General features: G+C 67.6%; 16 protein-coding genes. 2 read left to right on the top strand and 14 right to left on the bottom strand.

Translation table 11 applies throughout. The annotated features are described in order from the left end of the window. Positions 1-241: 241 nt before the first annotated feature. Positions 242-1498 (top strand): hypothetical protein, encoded by a 1257-nt coding sequence (locus ACFYO1_RS00630; protein WP_387225758.1) that lies wholly within the window; start codon positions 242-244, stop codon positions 1496-1498. A 203-nt stretch (positions 1499-1701) separates the two neighbouring features. Here ACFYO1_RS00630 and ACFYO1_RS00625 read toward each other — a convergent pair whose 3' ends face one another. From ACFYO1_RS00625 to ACFYO1_RS00610, 4 genes are all read right to left on the bottom strand, one after another. Next, positions 1702-2799, bottom strand: a complete 1098-nt coding sequence (locus tag ACFYO1_RS00625; protein ID WP_387225755.1) for a CSLREA domain-containing protein — start codon at positions 2797-2799, stop codon at positions 1702-1704. 175 nt (positions 2800-2974) lie between these two features. After that, positions 2975-3703, bottom strand: a complete 729-nt coding sequence (locus ACFYO1_RS00620; protein ID WP_387225753.1) for an NIPSNAP family protein — start codon at positions 3701-3703, stop codon at positions 2975-2977. A gap of 31 nt (positions 3704-3734) precedes the next feature. After that, positions 3735-3911, bottom strand: a complete 177-nt coding sequence (locus tag ACFYO1_RS00615; RefSeq protein WP_387231626.1) for a DUF4873 domain-containing protein — start codon at positions 3909-3911, stop codon at positions 3735-3737. 3 nt (positions 3912-3914) lie between these two features. Next, on the bottom strand, positions 3915-5252 hold the full coding sequence (locus ACFYO1_RS00610) for a nuclear transport factor 2 family protein (protein ID WP_387225751.1): 1338 nt from the start codon (positions 5250-5252) through the stop codon (positions 3915-3917). 90 nt (positions 5253-5342) lie between these two features. On the opposite strand from ACFYO1_RS00610, the gene ACFYO1_RS00605 reads away from it, so the two are divergent. Continuing rightward, on the top strand, positions 5343-5942 hold the full coding sequence (locus tag ACFYO1_RS00605) for a TetR/AcrR family transcriptional regulator (RefSeq protein WP_387225749.1): 600 nt from the start codon (positions 5343-5345) through the stop codon (positions 5940-5942). Here the strand turns inward: ACFYO1_RS00605 and ACFYO1_RS00600 are convergent. From ACFYO1_RS00600 to ACFYO1_RS00555, 10 genes are all read right to left on the bottom strand, one after another. Then, positions 5916-7217 (bottom strand): diguanylate cyclase domain-containing protein, encoded by a 1302-nt coding sequence (locus ACFYO1_RS00600; RefSeq protein ID WP_387225746.1) that lies wholly within the window; start codon positions 7215-7217, stop codon positions 5916-5918. The two genes, ACFYO1_RS00605 and ACFYO1_RS00600, sit on opposite strands and share 27 nt — an antisense overlap. A 53-nt stretch (positions 7218-7270) precedes the next feature. Further along, entirely contained in the window at positions 7271-8080 is an 810-nt protein-coding gene (locus ACFYO1_RS00595; RefSeq protein ID WP_387225744.1) for an SAM-dependent methyltransferase, read from the bottom strand. A gap of 124 nt (positions 8081-8204) precedes the next feature. Further along, the gene (locus ACFYO1_RS00590; RefSeq protein WP_387225742.1) at positions 8205-9413 is read right to left on the bottom strand and encodes an ROK family protein; all 1209 of its coding nucleotides are present in this window, start codon (positions 9411-9413) and stop codon (positions 8205-8207) included. 163 nt (positions 9414-9576) lie between these two features. Then, positions 9577-10812: a sugar ABC transporter permease gene (locus ACFYO1_RS00585; protein ID WP_387225740.1), complete on the bottom strand. Its 1236-nt coding sequence runs from the start codon at positions 10810-10812 to the stop codon at positions 9577-9579. Between the two features lie 67 nt (positions 10813-10879). Next, a complete protein-coding gene (locus ACFYO1_RS00580) occupies positions 10880-11653 on the bottom strand; it encodes an ATP-binding cassette domain-containing protein (RefSeq protein ID WP_387225738.1) in 774 nt (257 codons plus the stop codon). 69 nt (positions 11654-11722) lie between these two features. Then, entirely contained in the window at positions 11723-12808 is a 1086-nt protein-coding gene (locus tag ACFYO1_RS00575) for a sugar ABC transporter substrate-binding protein (RefSeq protein ID WP_387225736.1), read from the bottom strand. 219 nt (positions 12809-13027) lie between these two features. After that, positions 13028-13624, bottom strand: a complete 597-nt coding sequence (locus ACFYO1_RS00570; RefSeq protein ID WP_387225734.1) for an NAD(P)H-dependent oxidoreductase — start codon at positions 13622-13624, stop codon at positions 13028-13030. Positions 13625-13680: 56 nt separating this feature from the next. Next, complete coding sequence (locus ACFYO1_RS00565) at positions 13681-14601, bottom strand: LLM class flavin-dependent oxidoreductase (protein WP_387225732.1); 921 nt, start codon at positions 14599-14601, stop codon at positions 13681-13683. 28 nt (positions 14602-14629) lie between these two features. Next, positions 14630-15040 carry a nitroreductase family deazaflavin-dependent oxidoreductase gene (locus tag ACFYO1_RS00560; RefSeq protein ID WP_387225730.1) on the bottom strand — a complete coding sequence of 137 codons (411 nt, stop codon included), beginning with the start codon at positions 15038-15040 and terminating at the stop codon, positions 14630-14632. Positions 15041-15165: 125 nt separating this feature from the next. Next, on the bottom strand, positions 15166-16671 hold the full coding sequence (locus ACFYO1_RS00555; RefSeq protein WP_387225728.1) for a flavin-containing monooxygenase: 1506 nt from the start codon (positions 16669-16671) through the stop codon (positions 15166-15168). Between the last annotated feature and the right edge of the window lie 50 nt (positions 16672-16721).

Below are 16721 nucleotides of genomic sequence, written 5' to 3'. Positions count from 1 at the left end.
CTGCCCCTCCTGTTCCTGGCCGTCGCCGACGGTCGTGTCCGCGCACGGCAACGTCCGCTACCTGCGCTGCCTCTGTGGTCAGTGGCTGATCGCCGAGCATGGTCTCGTTGTGGCAACGACCGGAAACAGCTCGTTCGGTATGCGCGATACACCACACAGAGGGGATGAGCCCGAAAGGCCGTGCGGGGCCCGATATTCGGGCTAGCCTCGATGGGCAGTCTCATGTGGAGGGTATTTCGACATGACCACGGCTACCGTCATCCGGCCGTTGGCACCGAGCGAGGAGATCTTCGCCGGTAGTGAGGTTCTCGTCGGCTACTCGATGCGACTGTACGGTCGGTTGAATCTGTCCGCGCTGTCCGCCGCGTTCGACGCGGTGGTGCGCGCGCATCCGGCGCTCGGCGCGCATCTGGAGCCCGACGCGCACGGCCACCTTCTGGTCGAGTCAACCGGCAGCACACCCGGGATCACCGTGGTCGACGGCGATCCCGAACAGCTGCTCAGCGGTGCGCGGCTCGACCAGCGCACGGCGCTCGCCGGGTTGTGCGTGGTCCGCGACGGCGACCGCGCCGGGGTGACGCTGGTGATCCATCACAGCGTCGCGGACGCGTGCCACGCGCTGGCAGTGCTGACCGAGCTGTGGGCCTGCTACACCGATATCTGCCGCGGCCACGCGCCCGCGCCGCGCGCGAGCCGGTTTCCGGACACGGTGGAGGACCTGCTACACGCCCGGGGCGTCGAAAAGATGTCCGACGCAACCGCCGTCACTCGCCCCCTGGCCCTCGCCGAATCGCTCGGCACGATCCCACCCGTCGAGGACAACACGCCCTATCTACTACCACTGACGGCTCGCTGCCGTCTGACCAAGCGGGAGACCGCGGCCCTCGCCGACCTCGCACACCGCGAGGGCACCACGATCAACGGACTGGCCTCGGCCGCGATCCTGCTCACCGAGGCCGAACTGCGCGAACTACCGTTGACCGAGCTCAGCTACACCTACTCCGTCGACCTGCGCAACCGGGTGACCCCGGCCATCAGTCACACCGAGGGCACGAATGTGCTCGGCTTCGCCGATTTCGTGCCCACCCGGCAGGAGGGCACGACGCTGATCGGCCTGGCTCGCGGGATCAGCGACGGGCTGCGCCGCGGACTGGCGAGCGGCGTCGTGCAGCAGACGCCGCTGCACATTCCCGACATCGCGTCCGGTCCGCCGCCACGGGCGCCCGGCATCGTGCTGGCCACCAACTGGGGGCGGATCGATCGGCCGCCCCTGCCGGAAGGGTTACGGATCACCGACTTCCGCACGGTGATGATCGCGAAGCCGGACCGGGCCGGGCATCGGTTGCAGCAGCCGAGCGGCACCATCATCATCAGCACGTTCGATGATCAGCTCAGTATCGAGATCCATCATCCGGTGGAGACCACGGTGCAGCAGCGGCGCCGGGTGCGGCTGCTCGCGAGGCATCTGGACGCCGTGCGAGAGGCCGGCGTCGCGTAACGGCCCGGCGCGGGGAAACCATGCTGAGACGCGGCTCAATTCCGGTTCCGGATCCGCGCGGCAGGCGTGTTGGTCAGGACGAACCGGCGGTGGCGCCGGATACCAGCGTCGACATCACCCAGGCGAAGGCCTGGCCGAGGACGGTCATCCAGTCGCCTACGTTGAACGAACCCATCGCGAATTTCCTTCTGTTCGTGAATCTTTCAGCGAACGCCGGCATCGGGACGGACCTCGTCCCCTGCGGCGGTGAGATCGCAGGAGTGATCGTTGCTGAGGTTGCCGCCGGTGGAGATGATGACGGCGAACACCTTCTTGCAGTTCTGTTCGCCGAGACCGGCGGTGTTCTGCGCGATGGTCGAACCGCGCAGGATCAGGTGGCCCATACCGGGATCGACGACATCGGTGAACTGGTACGGCAGGGTGTCGAGATAGGCGGGGGCGATATTGATGCCGCCGCCGCCCTCGTCCGCGCTGTTGCCCGTGACGACAGTGTCGATGAGCACCACCTCGCCGACCCCGCGGATGTCAAGTCCGCCACCGCGCCCGGCGAATCCACCGAATCGATACCACTTGGTGTGCGGGTTGACCACGTGATTGCCGGTGATCTCGGTGCGGGTGAAGGTGCAGGTATTGTCGCAGCGGACTCCCCCGGCTTCGCCCGCGGCATTGGCGGTGATGACGCTGTCGGTGGCCCTCAGGTCGGCGACCGGGATGTTGAAGATGCCGCCGCCGTAGTCGGCGGCGTTCCCGGCGACCGTCACGTGATCCAGAATCAGCTTGCCGGAGTTGGCGATTCCGCCGCCGCCGGTCTCGAACAGCGGAATCTCGTGCTCGGCCGCATTGCCGCCGGTGATGGTCAGGCCCGAGATCGAGACGTGCGCCGTGGTCAGCATGGCACGATCGCGGCGCCCGGCGTCGATGACGGTGCGATCCTGACCCGCGCCTTCAATGGTGGTGTCGGCGTTGACGTCGAGATCGCCGGTGGCCGGATCGATCAAGGGGCCGTTGGTGTTCCAGAAATTCGGCGGGATGGTCAGCTCGTAACGGCCCTCGGGAACTCGAATGGTGCTGCCCGGACGGACATTCGCGGCCTGCACCGCCGCCCGCAGCGTGCAGTCGCCCGCCCGGGTCCGGCATTGCCCGTCGAACGGATTCGCCGCCGCGCCGTCGGCCGTGGTGGTCACGGTGAACACCTCGGGCGACGTTCCCGCCGAGCCGGTGTCGGCCGCGGCGCGGATCGGCGCTCCGCACAGCGCACCGAGGAGTACGACACCGATCATCGGCATGGGCGAAATCTTCATCTGACCAACCACTCTCGGCACGACTGCTCCGGGTCGAGACGGCACCGGTCCGGCGCACTGTCTCAGTCGTTTCGGTTCTAACAGAACCGAAGCCGTGTCGTGGCGGGTCGGACAGTTCCTTCGCGATTGCACAATCACGCTGGGCGTGTCGACAGGGACGCGGCTCGATGCCGGATCAGCGCAGCAGGGACCGCGCCGTCGGAGCCAAGCGGAGTCGCTCGATCGGACCGGATATCCGCTTCGCCAACTCGTGTCGTACCTCGGTGCCCCAAACCTGCGAGGCGTCCAACTGATCGAAATGCTCGGCGCGCCGGGCTGCGTTGTCGAACAGTGCGAACCAGACAAACACCGAGGCCCGGCGAACCGGTAGTGCCGCAAAGGTATTCGGTGTGGGGTCGGTGACATAGCAAGCGATGGGCGGCGCACCGGTCGCCGCCAGAACCGGGCGAACGCGGTTGTCGAAGAATTCGATGAACTCCTCCCTCGGTGAATCCAGGTAGTAGATCGTTGCCAATGCACGCGATTCCGGGAGGTCGGTCGCGCGCACGCCGGGACGCGCATCAGGCAGCACGAACCCGGAAGCGGCCGAGGCGGGCTGGAGCAGCAGTGCATTGTCGGTGTCGACCATGGTCGCTCGCGCCGCCGGGGCATGCGCCCGCCACGCCGCTCCGTCCACATAGAAGGCGGTCAATGCGGCCCCGCGGGCATCCATATCGGGGAAGGCCCGGACCCAGACGAAACGATCCGGGTCATCCTCGTCGCGGAACTGCGCCACGATGCGCATGCCGACGGCTTCCTGCGTCTCGATCAACTCTCGCTCGAACAACTCGATCAGCACATCACGGGTCCCTGGACGCAGCGTGTACTGCCTGAGTTCGACTACCGGCCAAACATTTTCAGTCATCCGGTTACCGTGCCACCCGGCACCGACAACTTCACGGCAGCGGGTACGGCGGGGTGCTCTCGCCTATGGTCCGGTAGCGATTCCACCGGTCGTGATCGCAGACGACGGCGGGCCTTGCGGCTGCGGCGGTGGGCACCACGCAGGGGTTCGCTGATCGTCGCCGAGGATGTCGGTGCGGGCGGCACTGGCCTCGACTCGGCCGACTCAGCGGTCAGTACACTGAACCACCCGGCAGCACAACGACTTCCGCCGCCATGTCCACCGCCAGCTCGGTCCAGTTGCGCGCGATGAACGCCCGGAACGATCCCGCCTCGTGCCCGGTTACGTCCGCCACGACGGACGTGACGCGGTCTTCCGCGCCGCGCCGGATATCGTCGTCGAGTCCCGCGAGGAACGCCGCGTAGTCGGCGGGCACGCCGGATTCGCGGATCAGCTCGGTGAATTCGGCGACCCCGATCGACTCGTGCCGCACCACCCGTCCGGTCTCCTCGGCGATGATGACCGCGGCCTGCGCGTAGCTCAACGCCTCCGGTCCGGTGATCACGTGCTCGGTGTTGTGCGGCACCGGATCCAGCAGCGCACGCACCGCGACGGCGGCGATGTCCTCCGCGTCGACGAAGGCCACCCGGCCGTCACCGGTCGCGGTCACGATCTCCCCCGTGGCGCGGATCCCCGCCGCCACCGGATGCCCGCCGACGAAGTTCTGCATGAACCAGGACGGGCGCAGCACCGCCCACTCCGGCACCGCCTCGCGCACCGCCCCGTACAGCTGTCCCAGCCCCGGCTCCTCGCCGGCGACCGCCGAGGAGCCGAGCAGTACCACGCGCCGCACGCCGGCCCGAACCGCCTGAGCCAGAAAGGGTTCCACAATCGGCGCCGGATCGGTCGAGCCGATCGGCGGAACCAGGTAGATGGCCTGTACTCCGTCCAGCGCGGGCCCGTACGTCTCGGGATCGTGCCAGTCGAATCGAATATGATTGTCGCCCTGCGGGTTCCGGCTGGCGATCCGCACTTCGGCGCCCTCGGCGACCAGTCCGGCGGCAACCCTGCTACCGGTGGTCCCGGTGCCACCGGTGACCAGGATGGTCGGCTCACTCGGCGATTCACCCTCCGTGGCACCGAAGGACGCGAGTTCGCCTGCGCCACCGAGTGCTTCGGCGGCGGCGAGCGGATTCCAGTAGTCGCGGTAGTGCACGATCTCGCCCGCGCGCACGGTGATCACCGCGATATAGCGCATCCGATACGGCCGCCCGGTCCGCACGGCGACGCCGTCCGCGGCGAACTCGGCGATGACGATCTCGGGGTCGCCCGTGACGTGCACGATCGGCGCATCGATCGCCCGGATGTCGAGCTGCTCGGGATAGTCGCGCAAGTATTCCGCGATCGCCGCGCGCCCGATCACCTCCGCCGGGTATCCGGCCGGCGCGAACGGGAATTCTATGCTGCCCCGTTCCGCCCAGAGTCCCGCGAATCCGGCCATGTCCTTGGCCAGGAGCAGCCGTAACGCCTCCGCGACGACCTCGGCCGGGGTGCGTGCCGATTGCGGCATGAGCCCTCCCATTCATTTGGACGATACGGTACCGTCCCGTCCTAATATAGTCGGGACGGTACCGTATCGTCCATTCCGTATACTGCGACTATGTCCGAGAAGCCCCGACGCGCCCCCACCGGTGCCGCCGTCCTGCAGCCGCAGATCACCGCCGCCGTCACCGCGGCGGTGATGGAGGAACTCGCGACGAACGGCTACGCCAGGGTGTCGATGGAGGCGGTGGCCAAACGTGCGGGGGTGGGCAAGAGCGCCCTCTACCGGCGCTGGCCGTCCAAGCAGGACATGGTGGTCGCGGTACTCGGCGAATTCAGCGTGGAGCTGGCCGAATTCGCCGACACCGGCGCCCTGCGCACCGACCTCATGGCCGCCCTGGAACTGCTGCACACCTGGCTCACCCATCCGAGAATGGCGGCGATCCTGCCCGACCTCACCGCCGAGGCAGGCCGCAACCCCGTTCTGGCGCAGGCGGTTCGGACCACAATCGGGCAACCGCGGCGGGCACTGGGGATGCGGCTGCTGCAGCGCGCCGTCGAGCGCGGCGAGCTGCCCGCCGACACCGACGTCGAAATGGCGCTGGATCTGCTTGCGGGACCGCTGTTCTGGCGTCTGAGCGTCCGCCATGCCGAGGCCGAGCCCGACTATCTCGACCGGCTGGCCGATCACCTACTCCGCGCGCTCGGCGCCCGCTGAGGATTGCCGCTGCCGCAACCGCGACTCGCGCATGCTCTGCGCGGCCTTGTTGCGGTACATGGCGGTATCGGCCGCGTGCATGAGCTGATCCGGTGCCGTGGGCACATCGTCGAGGAAGACGGTGCCGATGCTGGCGGCGACGGTCACCAGATGGCCCTCCACCTCCATCGCCTCGACCAGCGCCTGCGACAGCCAGCCGGAAACTTCGGCCAATTTCTCTGCCCCCGTGCACTTTTCGATCAAGACGATGAATTCGTCGCCGCCCAATCGCGCGACCAGGCCGTCGACCGGTCCGACGGCCGCGCGTAGTCGCTCGCCGACCACGCGAAGCACCTTGTCCCCCACCGTGTGCCCCCACACGTCATTGATCTCCTTGAACCCGTCGAGATCGAGGTAACACACGCCGATCGGCGGGCTGGCGTTCGCCAGGCGATCGAAAAAGAGTGTGCGGTTGGGCAATCCGGTGAGGCTGTCGTGGTTGGCGTCGTGCCAGAGCCGGTCGGCCAGCTGTTTGCGCTCGGTGATGTCGACCGCCACCCCGATCAGGAACCGCACCTGCCCGGCGCTGTCCCGCACCGCCGACATGGACAGGTCGATCGTGGTGACGGTGCCGTCCGGACGCAGATGATCGGTCTCCAGCCGGAACCGGTCGGAGGCCCCGGTCAGCAGCCGTTGCAACTCGGCGAAGGCGTACCCGATGTTCGCCGGGCCGAGCAGTGCGTCCACGGTCTGGCCGGGCATGACTTCCACTGACAGACCGAGCATTTCGGCCATGGCAAGGTTCGCGTCGAGGACCCGCCCGGTGACATCGATGGTGCCGATGCCGACCGAGGCGCCCGCGAAGACGGCGGCGAACCTGGCCTCGGACAGCTGCCGCTTGGCCTCGGCGTCGTGTGCCGCGGCCAGCGTCGCCACCAGCGTGGCTTCCTGCTCGGCCAACGCCGCCGACCGCAGCGCCGCGGTGAACCCGGCCGCGAACTCGGCGGCGGCGATCACCGCGCGATCCCGGATCCGCTCGTAGTCCGGGCCCGCGCGGTCGGGGCAGACATCGGCCACCAGGTCGTGACAGATCACCACCACCGACCGGCTGACCGCCACCGCGTCCCGATAGTTCGCCGCGACCAGCACCGACGCGGCCTCGCGGGCGACGCTGAGCTCGGCGGTGCCGAGCACCACCGCCTCGAGTGCCGCGCCGAGCCCGGCGAGCATCGACTCGATCTGGGTCCGCGTGAGGGTGGGGGCCACCGCGCCGTCGAGCGCCTCGGCCCACCGCATCGCTAGCTCGTGCGACCCCACTCAGGGACCCCCTGCTGGTTCGTGTTCGCGCTTCAGACCTTTCGACCGACGCCGGCCAGACCGAGCGAACGGCCCGGCGCCTCGTGCAGATCCCGCTCGGACTCCGGGCGCCAGACCGGCAGCTCGACCACGCCGGGCTCGATCAGGTCCCATCCATCGAACATAGCGACGATGCCGTCCCGATTGCGAAAATGGATACCAACTCGACTCTTGTCGGTCGCGTGCGCACCGAGCTTGCCCGCGTCCTCGGGCCGCATCTCCGAGGTCAGGTGCGAGATGGCGACGTAGCTGCCCGGTTCGACCGCGGCTCGCAGGTCGGCCACCTTCTTGACCGGCTCGTCGTCGTCGGAGAGCAGGTGCAGCACGGCGATCAGCAAGAGACCGACCGGTTGGTCGAAATCGATCAAGCCGGTCTCACCCGCCCGATCGAGCAATTCGGCGGGCTTGCGCAGATCCGCCTCGATCGCGGCGGCCCGGCTGTTGCCTCGCAGAATGGCGCGCGAATGCGCGACCGCCACCGGATCGATGTCCGCGTAGAGCACCCGGATGTCGGGGTCGATGGTGTGCAGAATTTCATGCACATTTCCCGCTGTCGGGATCCCCGACCCGATATCGAGGAATTGGCGAATTCCGGAATCGGCCAGGAAACGCACCGCCCGACGCAGGAATGCGCGGTTGCTCAGCGCCAACCTGGGCAGATCCGGCACCAGCTGCTTGGCCATTTCCGCGGCGTTGCGGTCGATGTCGAAGTTATGCGAGCCGCCGAGCAGCGCGTCGTACATCCGTGCCGGGCTCGCCTGTTGCATATCCACGCCTTCGGGCGCCCACGCCGGCCTATCCATCGAAACCCCTTTTGTCGCTCACGCATCGTGTGCTCGATCACCCGAATGGTGGTCTGCGCATAGTAGTCGGCTTTGGTGAGCAGCGGGAAGCTCGCGCCCGACCGTGGTTGGCCCACACCCGGTTTCAGGCGCGCTCGGCGGAGATCCTGGCCAGCGTCTGCACCGGATCGGTCAGCACATCGGTGAACGCGAGCTCCGCCGCGCCCACCAAGGTGGCATCCCCACCCAGGGCCGAGGTGCGCAGCCGCACCCGTTCGCGGACCGCGAGCAGCGCGTCGACCGCCACCCGGCTGCGCACCTGGGCGGCCGAGGCGAGATAGATCTCGCGCAGCACGCCGCCGAAGACGACCATCGACGGGTTGAAGATATTGACCAGGTTGGCGACGCCGTAGCCGAGCCAGTCCCCCACCTGATGCAGCGCGTCCCTGGCGGTCGAATCACCGCGGGCGGCCGCCTCCACGATCGCCTCGACCGCGGCCCGGCCCGCCGGGTCGTCGCGTCCGGCCGCGGCGATCAGGCCGAGCTCGCCGGCCTCGACCTCGAGACAGCCGTGCGAGCCGCACGCGCAGGGGCGGCCGTTCCGGTTGACGATCATGTGGCCGACCTCGCCCGCATACCCGCCCTCGCCGCCGAGCAGCCGGCCACCCATGATGATGCCCGCGCCGATGCCGACGTCGCCGTGCAGGTAGATCAGGTCGGACAGGCCTGCGCCGACGCCGCGTTCGCGCTCGGCGAGCGCGCCGAGGTTGGCGTTGTTACCGACCACGACGCGCAGGCCGAGGTCGAGTTCGCGGGTCAGCCCGGCACCGAACGGCACATCGACCCAGCCGATGTTCGGGCCGTAGCGGACAACGCCGTCCTCCTCGCGCACCATCCCGCAGAACGCCACGCCCACGCCGACGCACAGGGCGTCGCGCGCGGCCTTGCCGATCATCTCGCGGGCCATCCCGGCCAGCGTGGCGATCACATCGTCCGGGTCGAAAGTGCCACGCGGCCTGGCGGTCTCGACCTGATCGAGCACCGATCCGCCCAAACCGACGCGGGCCGCGGCGAGCCGGTCCGCGCCGACGTCCAGCGCGATGACGTAGACCCGCTCCGATTCCGGCCGCACCACCAGCGAGGGCCGGCCCGCCTTGCCGGTCTGGCCCGGAAGTTCTTCGCGGATCAGACCGGCCGCGGCGAGGTCGGCGGTCAAGGCCAGAATGGTGCTGCGGTTCAGCCCCATTCGCTCCGCGAGCGTGGCCCGCGAGACCGGTCCGTCGCGATGGACGTGCCGGAGCAACACAGCCAGGTTGCTCTTTCGGATCTCCTCAGGAGCCGGCGCTGCCCTCACTCGCCTCCCCGCGCCTTCTGCCGGTCGTGAGTGCCTCGAGAGTTCACGACCGGACCGGCGGTCAACGAGCACCTCGGTCTTGGGCGTACCCGACGAGTTACCCATGTACCTGCGAAATCAGTCGTCACGATGGCCTCCTCCGCATAGACCGATTTCTGAGCGATCAACTGCCTCGTACTGTGCGCTTGCGCGACAGGGCATCTACGCCGGCCGCCAAGAGCAGCACGAATCCTGTCACAACGAACTTCGTGCCCGCGCTGTAGCCCATCAGGCCCATTCCGTTGTCGATCACCGCGACCACCGCCGCGCCGAGGACCGCGTCCAGCATGCGGCCGCGCCCGCCGAACAAGCTGGTGCCGCCGATGACCGCCGCGCCGACCGCGAGCAGCAGCACGCTGCTGCCGCCGGTATTGGGGTCGACGGAATTGGCCCGGGAGGCCGCGACCAGACCGCCGACCGCGGCCATCGTCGAACACAGCACGAAGGCAAGGATTTTCACCCGATCCACGGTGATGCCCGCCCGCCTGGCGGCCTCGGCGTTGCCGCCGACCGCGTAGATGTGCCTGCCGAACGACGTGCGGTTGAGCACGAAGGTCCACAGCAGCAACAGCACCGCGATCAGCGGCACCACGATCGGCATGCCCTTGAGCGAGTGCAGTTCCGGGTTGCGGCTGCGTTCACCGTTGAGCACCAGCACCGCGATGCCCAGCACCACCGCGACCGCGACGATCCGCGCCACGATCACCGGCGCGGTCTCGCCGGTGAGCCCGAGTTTGTTGCGGGCCCGCAGTTTCCGGTATTGCAGGAACGCGAAGCCGGCGATGAGCACGAGATACATCAGCCAGCCGAGCAGCGGCGGGACGTTCTTGTTCGCGATGGCGAGGATGGTGTCGTCGCGGATGGAGATGTTGCGGCCGTTGTCCATGATCTTCAGCGCGACCCCTTGCAGCGCAAGGAAAGCCGCGAGCGTCACCACGAACGACGGGATGCCGATCTTCACCACGATGGCGCCGATGGTCAGCCCGATCACCACACCGGTGAGCAGCGACGCCAGCACCGCCACATACCAGGGCCAGCCGCGGTCGGTGAGCAGGACCGCGAGCACCGCCGCGCAGACGCCGCTGGTGAATCCCGCGGACAGGTCGATCTCGCCGAGCAGCAGCACGAAGATCAGGCCCATCGCGATCACCGCGATCGCCGCGCCCTGGGTGAACAGGTTGGCGAAATTGGCCTCGGACATGAAAACCGGGCGCGCGGCCCAGAACACGCAGGACAGGATGATCAGGGCGAGCACGGACGGCAGTGCGCCCATATCACCGCTGCGCACCCGGCCGACGTAGGTGTTCACCAACTCCGAAACCGGTGCGGTAGTGGGCTTCTCGTCGATAACGGCGCTCATGCCTGTGCCTCACTGGCGCTCGGGCCCGGCATAACCGCCGACGCGGCCGTGTCTGTTGTGCGCTCGCTCATCCCTTGACTCCATTCGCGTCCAGACCCAGTGCGCCGCTGCGGCCTGCCGTAATCAATTCGACCACCTGACCGTGGGTCACATCGGAGGTCCGGACCTGGGCGGCCATCCGCCCCAGGTACAGCGCCGCGATCCGATCCGAGACCGCGAAGACGTCGTTCATGTTGTGCGAGATCAGCACCACCGCGAGACCTCGATCGGCCAGGCGGCGCACCAGTTCGAGCACCTGCTGGGTCTGCTGCACGCCGAGCGCGGCGGTCGGCTCGTCGAGGATCACCACCTTGCTGTTCCACAGCACGGCCTTGGCGATCGCGACCGTCTGCCGCTGGCCGCCGGACAGGCTCGACACCTGCTGGCGGACGCTCTTGACGGTGCGAACGGACAAGCTGGCCAACGTCTTTCCGGCGAGTTCCTCCATCGCGTACTCGTCGAGCACGATGCCGTTCTTGCGTTCGCGGCCGAGGAACATGTTCTGCACGATGTCGAGGTTGTCGCAGAGCGCGAGGTCCTGATACACGATCTCGATGCCGAGCGCGGCCGCGTCGCGCGGGCTGTGCACCTGAACGGGCTTGCCCTCGAACAGGAATTCGCCCGCGTCGATCGGATGGGTGCCGCCGATGCATTTGACCAGCGTGGACTTTCCGGCGCCGTTGTCGCCGACCAACGCGGTCACCTCGCCCGAGTAGGCACTGAAGGCGACGTCGTGCAGGACGTGAACCGCCCCGAAACTCTTTTCCAGGCCGCGTAATTCGACTACGGGCGCTTCACTCATGGTGCTGCTCCTGAGAAGGGAGCCCCCTCCGCCGTCCCCTCATCGAAACGGCGGAAGGGGCTGGTGCGATCAGATGCCGTTGTCCGCGCAGAGTTTCGCGATTTCGCCGGTGCACAGCTCGGCCTTGGTCACGTAGCCGTCCGCGACAACGTCTTTCACCTGCTGCGCGTAGATCGGCTTGGGTTCCAGCAGCACCGACGGCACGTCGGCCTTGGCCTCGGGATCCTTCACCGTGCCGTTCGCCTTGCCCGGCTGTCCCTTGGTCAGGCCGATGGCCAGTTCGGCCGCCGCCTCGGCTTCCTTCTTGATCGCCTTGTAGACGGTCAGGCACTGGTCGCCCTTGAGCACGTTCTGCAAGCCCTGCACCGTGGCGTCCTGGCCGCTCACCGGCACCTGGCCGTTGAGCTTCTGCTTCTTCAGCACCGCGATCGCGGCGTTGGCCAGGCCGTCGTTGGCGGCGACCACGCCGCCGATGTTCGGGGTGCCGGTGAGCATCTGCTCGAAGATGGTGCCCGCCTGGGTGTTATCCCATTCCGGCACCGCTTGGTCCGGGCCCTTGACGAACTGGCCCGCGTCGAACTTCGGCTTCAGCACGCCGTCGTAGCCGGTCTTCAGCAGTGTGGCGTTGTTGTCGGTCGGACCGCCGTTCAGGTAGGCGACGACCGGCTTGTTCGCGTTCTTGTCGGTCAGGCACTTCGCCACGCCCTCGCCGAGCAGGCTGCCGACCTTCACGTTGTCGAAGGACACGTAGAACTGGGCGCCGCCGCCGAGGGTGAGCCGGTCGTAGTCGATGACCGTGACGCCCTGCGACTTGGCCTTCTGGATCACGGCCTTGCCGGTGCCGCTGTCCAGGTTCGTCATCAGCAGCACCGAGGCACCGTTGGTCATCATCTGGTCGGCGATGGTCTGGAAGGCGGTCTTGTCGCCCTGCGCGTTCTGGATGTCGGCCTTGACGCCGGCCGCGTCGAACGCCTGCTGCAGGTACTTGCGGTCCGCGGTTTCCCAGCGGGCCGAGGTCTTGCTGTCCGGCAGGATCACCCCGATCTTGGCGCCGCCGCCTCCCGAGCTCTTCGAGTCGTCACCACAAGCAGTCAAAGTCAAGGAGGTCAGCACGGCGACCGAAACGGCCGCGACGCCGAGAATGCCCTTACGCATGAGGGGGCCTTTCGTGGAACCACCGCCCCGGGCGGGCCCGGGCGGTCGAGGTCGAGCGAATGTTGTTCGCTGCAACATATTCGACTGTGACCCACAGCACAACCTGTTCAAGCGACCAATTTGTTGTTCGAGATAACAATCAGGACACGTGAGCATGTGCTCACGGTCGGGGTCGATGTCGCTCGGACGCCGGCGGAGCGTAGTGCTGCGCCGATCGCCCTAGCAGTCTGCGGCGAGGGCCGCGGCCATCGCGCGAGCTTCGGCGAGCCAGGCGGCGCGTTGCCGGTCGGTCGAGTCGGTCACCGTGCGGAATACTCTGCGGCGCACGTCTTCTATGCCGATATAGGGCAGCACGCAGGCGGCCCAGATCTGCTGTAGCGGATCACCGAAGACGTCCCGCTCACGGTCCTCGGTGGTGTCGGAGGTGTTCAGGACCAGGGCACGCTTTGCCCGCAGCAGGCCGGTCGGCGCACCGGACGCCTCGGTCAGCTTGTAGGCGACGGCCGAGGTGAGTACCCGCTGTACCCAACCGGTCAGGATGGCCGGCGGCATGCCCCACCAGTTCGGATGGACGAAGATCAGCGCGTCGAGTTCGGCGAGTTCGTTCTGGTAACCGCGAACCTGCACACTGTCCGTCTGTGTGCCGCCGACGGTTTCGGTCTCGGCCGCGGCCAGCGACGGATCGAAACCTTCCGCGTAGAGATCGTGCGGCACGACCTCGACCGCCTGCCCGCGCAACTCATCGACCACCGCGTCGAAGAGGGCTCTGTTGAAACTGTCGGGCCGAGGGTGGGCCAGATACACCGCGATACGCATGCGGATCACTGTGCCGGACCCACACGGGCGCTTCGGGTTCGGCTTGCCGCCCGAGGTCAGCCGACGTGCGGCAGTACCTCTGCGGTGATGCGTTCCATCTGGGCTTTCGAGTCGAAAAGCGGGTTGATCAGGATCATTTCGGCGCCGGCCGCGGCGACCTCGCGCAGTCCTTCGACGCAGGTCTGCGGCGATCCGCAGACGGCTACCGGCAGCAGCTTCTTGCCGTAGTCGCCGTACTGGGCGATCAGTGCCTCGGACATTCGTTGCTCTGCGCGGTCCACGTCGTCGTCCACGGCGATGTAGACGCGTTTGGCAATGCGGAAATCCTTTGTATCCCGGCCTGTTTCGGCGAGCGCCGCCCGCACGATCGGGACCTGCTCGGCGAACTGAGCCGTGGTCGAGGATCCGGCGCCGAAGAACCCGTCCCCGTGCCGGACCGCTCGCCGCAGCGCCGCGGGCTTGCTGCCGCCGAACCACAAGGGCGGGTACGGTTTCTGGAACGGCTTGGGCTCCATCGCGGCCTCGGCCAGCTGCCAGAACTCGCCGTCGAGATCGACCGCCGACTCGGTCCACAGCGCCTTCATCACCTGTAGCCCCTCGTTGAAGCGGCGCACCAGGTTGTCTTCGGGATCGACATCGAAGGCCGAGAACATCCGGCCCCGCCCGCCGATCCCGACGCCGACCTCGAGCCGCCCCCGGCTCAACTGATCCACCGTCGCGATCCGCTTCGCCAGATGCACCGGATTGTGCAGCGGCGTCACGAACACCGCGCACCCCAGCCGCATCCGCTCATTGCAGGCCGCCGCGAACGCCAACGTCTCCAGCGGACTCGAACTAGGCGCCGCCCCCAGCACCTGCTCGGTCATCCACGCACTCTCGAACCCGAGCTCCTCGGCCCGATCCAGATACTCCCGCAACTCCTCCGGCCGAAATTCCCCATCGGCAACATGCTGCGGAATCGAGATCGCGTATCGCATGCTCCCGACCCTAGCCCGACCGGATCGGTCAGCTCTCGAGGTTGAGGGCTACGACGGGGATTACCCGGTCGGTCTTTTGCTCGTATTCGGCGAAGCCGGGCATGACCTCGACCATGGCGGCGTAGAGGCGGTCGCGCTCCGGGCCTTCGGTGATCGGGGTGGCGGTGGCCCTATGGGTTTCGGTGCCGATTTCGACGGAGACCTGCGGGTTGGCGCGCAGGTTGTGGTACCAGTCGGGGCTGGTGGGGGCGCCGGCCTTGGAGGCGATGATGATGACGCGGCCCTGATCACGGATGAAGGCGACCGGGCTGGTCCGCGGGAGGCCGGATTTGGCCCCGGTGGTGGTGAGCAGGAGCAGATCGTGCCCCTCGAAGGGGCCGCCCACCTTGCCTGCGTTGTTTCGGAATTCCTCGATGATGCTCGCGTTCCAATCGGACATTGCAGAACTCCTCACGTCGGAAACCTGACCCGTCCACTCGACCCTATCGAGAAGATCACCTCGATGAACGGGACATCACCGTGGCGACACGCGGGCGAGGCCGTGGGTGATGTCCCGTTCGATGGTCAGCGCAGCGCCAGGACCGGTTCGCGGACGGCCGATTTCGGGGTGGCGGCGAGGGTTTTGTTCAGGTCGGTGCGCAGGGTCGTGGCGGAGTCGAGCAGGTAGTTCTGCCGGACCTTCCAGGGGTGGCGATCGCCCTGGTGCGGGAAGTCGGCGATCGAGCGCTGGATGTAGCCGGCGGCGAGGTCGAGCAGCGGTTGCTGGTCGAGCTTGCCGTCGGGCTCGGGTACGACGGCGGCGTAACCGCGGCGGTCCATGTGGTTGATGATCTTGCAGACCAGCCGGGAGCTGAGGTCGGCGCGCAGGGTCCAGGAGGCGTTGGTGTAGCCGACGCAGACGGCGAAGTTGGGCAGTCCGGTGAGCATCGCGCCCTGCCAGATGAACTGGTCGGAGAGGGTGACCGGGGCGCCGTCGACGCGCGGGGTGATGCCGCCGAAGGGCAGCATCTGCAAGCCGGTGGCGGTGACCACGATGTCCGCCCGCAGAATTCGGCCGGACTTCAGCCGAATGCCTTCCGGGACAAAGCTATCGATGTGGTCGGTGACGACCTCGGCCTTGCCCTTCTTGATCGCCCGGAAGAAGTCGGCGTCGGGGACCGCGCACAGACGCTGGTCCCACGGGTTGTAGGTGGGCGTGAAGTGTTCGGCAACCGCCTTCTCGTCCTTGAGGATTCGCGTGGTCAGGGCGGTGAGCAGTTTGCGCGCGGCGGCGGGCCGGCGCCGGCAGTACTGATAGAAGCCGATCGAGAACAGGATGTTCTTGGTGCGGATCACCCGGTGCGCCAGTTTCGGCGGCAGCAGCTCGCGGATCCGGTCGGCGTACTTGTCCCGGCCCGGGACCGCGCTGATCCAGGTCGGTGTGCGCTGCAACATGGTCACCAGCTCGGCCTGCCCCGCCATGGACGGCACCAGGGTGACCGCGGTGGCGCCGCTGCCGATCACGACGACGCGCTTGCCGGTGTAGTCGAGGTCTTCGGGCCAGAACTGTGGATGCACCACCTGGCCGGAAAACGAAGCGAGACCGGGGAATTCGGGCGTGTAACCGCGGTCGTAGTCGTAGTAGCCCGCGCACGCGTAGAGGAAGCCACAGGTCAGCTCGCGCCGCGCCACGACACCCACCGCGTCGCGCTCTTCGAGAGTCAGTGTCCACCTGGCGGTTTCGCTCGACCAGTCGGCGGCGACCACCTTGGTCTGATAGCGGATGTGCCGATCGATGCCGAACTCTTCGGCGGTCTCGTTGATATACCGCCGAATCGAGGGCCCGTCGGCGATCGACTTGGCCTCGCGCCACGGCTTGAACGGATAGCCGAGGGTGAACATGTCCGAGTCCGAGCGGATGCCGGGATAGCGGAACAGATCCCAGGTGCCGCCCATCGCGGCGCGCGCCTCGAGCACCGCGTAGGTCTTGCCGCGGCATTCGGTCTGCAACCGGTAGGCGGCGCCGATGCCGGACAGTCCGGCGCCGACGATCACGACATCGAGGTGTTCGGTGGCTACGGTCTCGCTCATGGTCCCAGTCTGGGTCCGATCGACTACACGTTCTTGACTTTGTGCGACAA

It is taken from the genome of Nocardia sp. NPDC006044 (genome assembly GCF_042871115.1).
Classification (GTDB): Bacteria; Actinomycetota; Actinomycetes; order Mycobacteriales; family Mycobacteriaceae; genus Nocardia.
Note: the sequence above shows the minus strand (reverse complement) of the source record. Positions and strands in the feature narration are given on the sequence as shown.

Coding starts and splice junctions, on each gene's coding strand:
- ACFYO1_RS00570 (WP_387225734.1), bottom strand. CDS start 13,624: ATGCGTATCGCGGTGTATCTGGCCCACCCTCGGCCCGACAGTTTCAAC.
- ACFYO1_RS00630 (WP_387225758.1), top strand. CDS start 242: ATGACCACGGCTACCGTCATCCGGCCGTTGGCACCGAGCGAGGAGATC.
- ACFYO1_RS00595 (WP_387225744.1), bottom strand. CDS start 8,080: ATGGATAGGCCGGCGTGGGCGCCCGAAGGCGTGGATATGCAACAGGCG.
- ACFYO1_RS00565 (WP_387225732.1), bottom strand. CDS start 14,601: ATGCGATACGCGATCTCGATTCCGCAGCATGTTGCCGATGGGGAATTT.
- ACFYO1_RS00610 (WP_387225751.1), bottom strand. CDS start 5,252: ATGCCGCAATCGGCACGCACCCCGGCCGAGGTCGTCGCGGAGGCGTTA.
- ACFYO1_RS00580 (WP_387225738.1), bottom strand. CDS start 11,653: ATGAGTGAAGCGCCCGTAGTCGAATTACGCGGCCTGGAAAAGAGTTTC.
- ACFYO1_RS00555 (WP_387225728.1), bottom strand. CDS start 16,671: ATGAGCGAGACCGTAGCCACCGAACACCTCGATGTCGTGATCGTCGGC.
- ACFYO1_RS00625 (WP_387225755.1), bottom strand. CDS start 2,799: ATGAAGATTTCGCCCATGCCGATGATCGGTGTCGTACTCCTCGGTGCG.
- ACFYO1_RS00575 (WP_387225736.1), bottom strand. CDS start 12,808: ATGCGTAAGGGCATTCTCGGCGTCGCGGCCGTTTCGGTCGCCGTGCTG.
- ACFYO1_RS00605 (WP_387225749.1), top strand. CDS start 5,343: ATGTCCGAGAAGCCCCGACGCGCCCCCACCGGTGCCGCCGTCCTGCAG.
- ACFYO1_RS00560 (WP_387225730.1), bottom strand. CDS start 15,040: ATGTCCGATTGGAACGCGAGCATCATCGAGGAATTCCGAAACAACGCA.
- ACFYO1_RS00620 (WP_387225753.1), bottom strand. CDS start 3,703: ATGACTGAAAATGTTTGGCCGGTAGTCGAACTCAGGCAGTACACGCTG.
- ACFYO1_RS00585 (WP_387225740.1), bottom strand. CDS start 10,812: ATGAGCGCCGTTATCGACGAGAAGCCCACTACCGCACCGGTTTCGGAG.
- ACFYO1_RS00600 (WP_387225746.1), bottom strand. CDS start 7,217: ATGCGGTGGGCCGAGGCGCTCGACGGCGCGGTGGCCCCCACCCTCACG.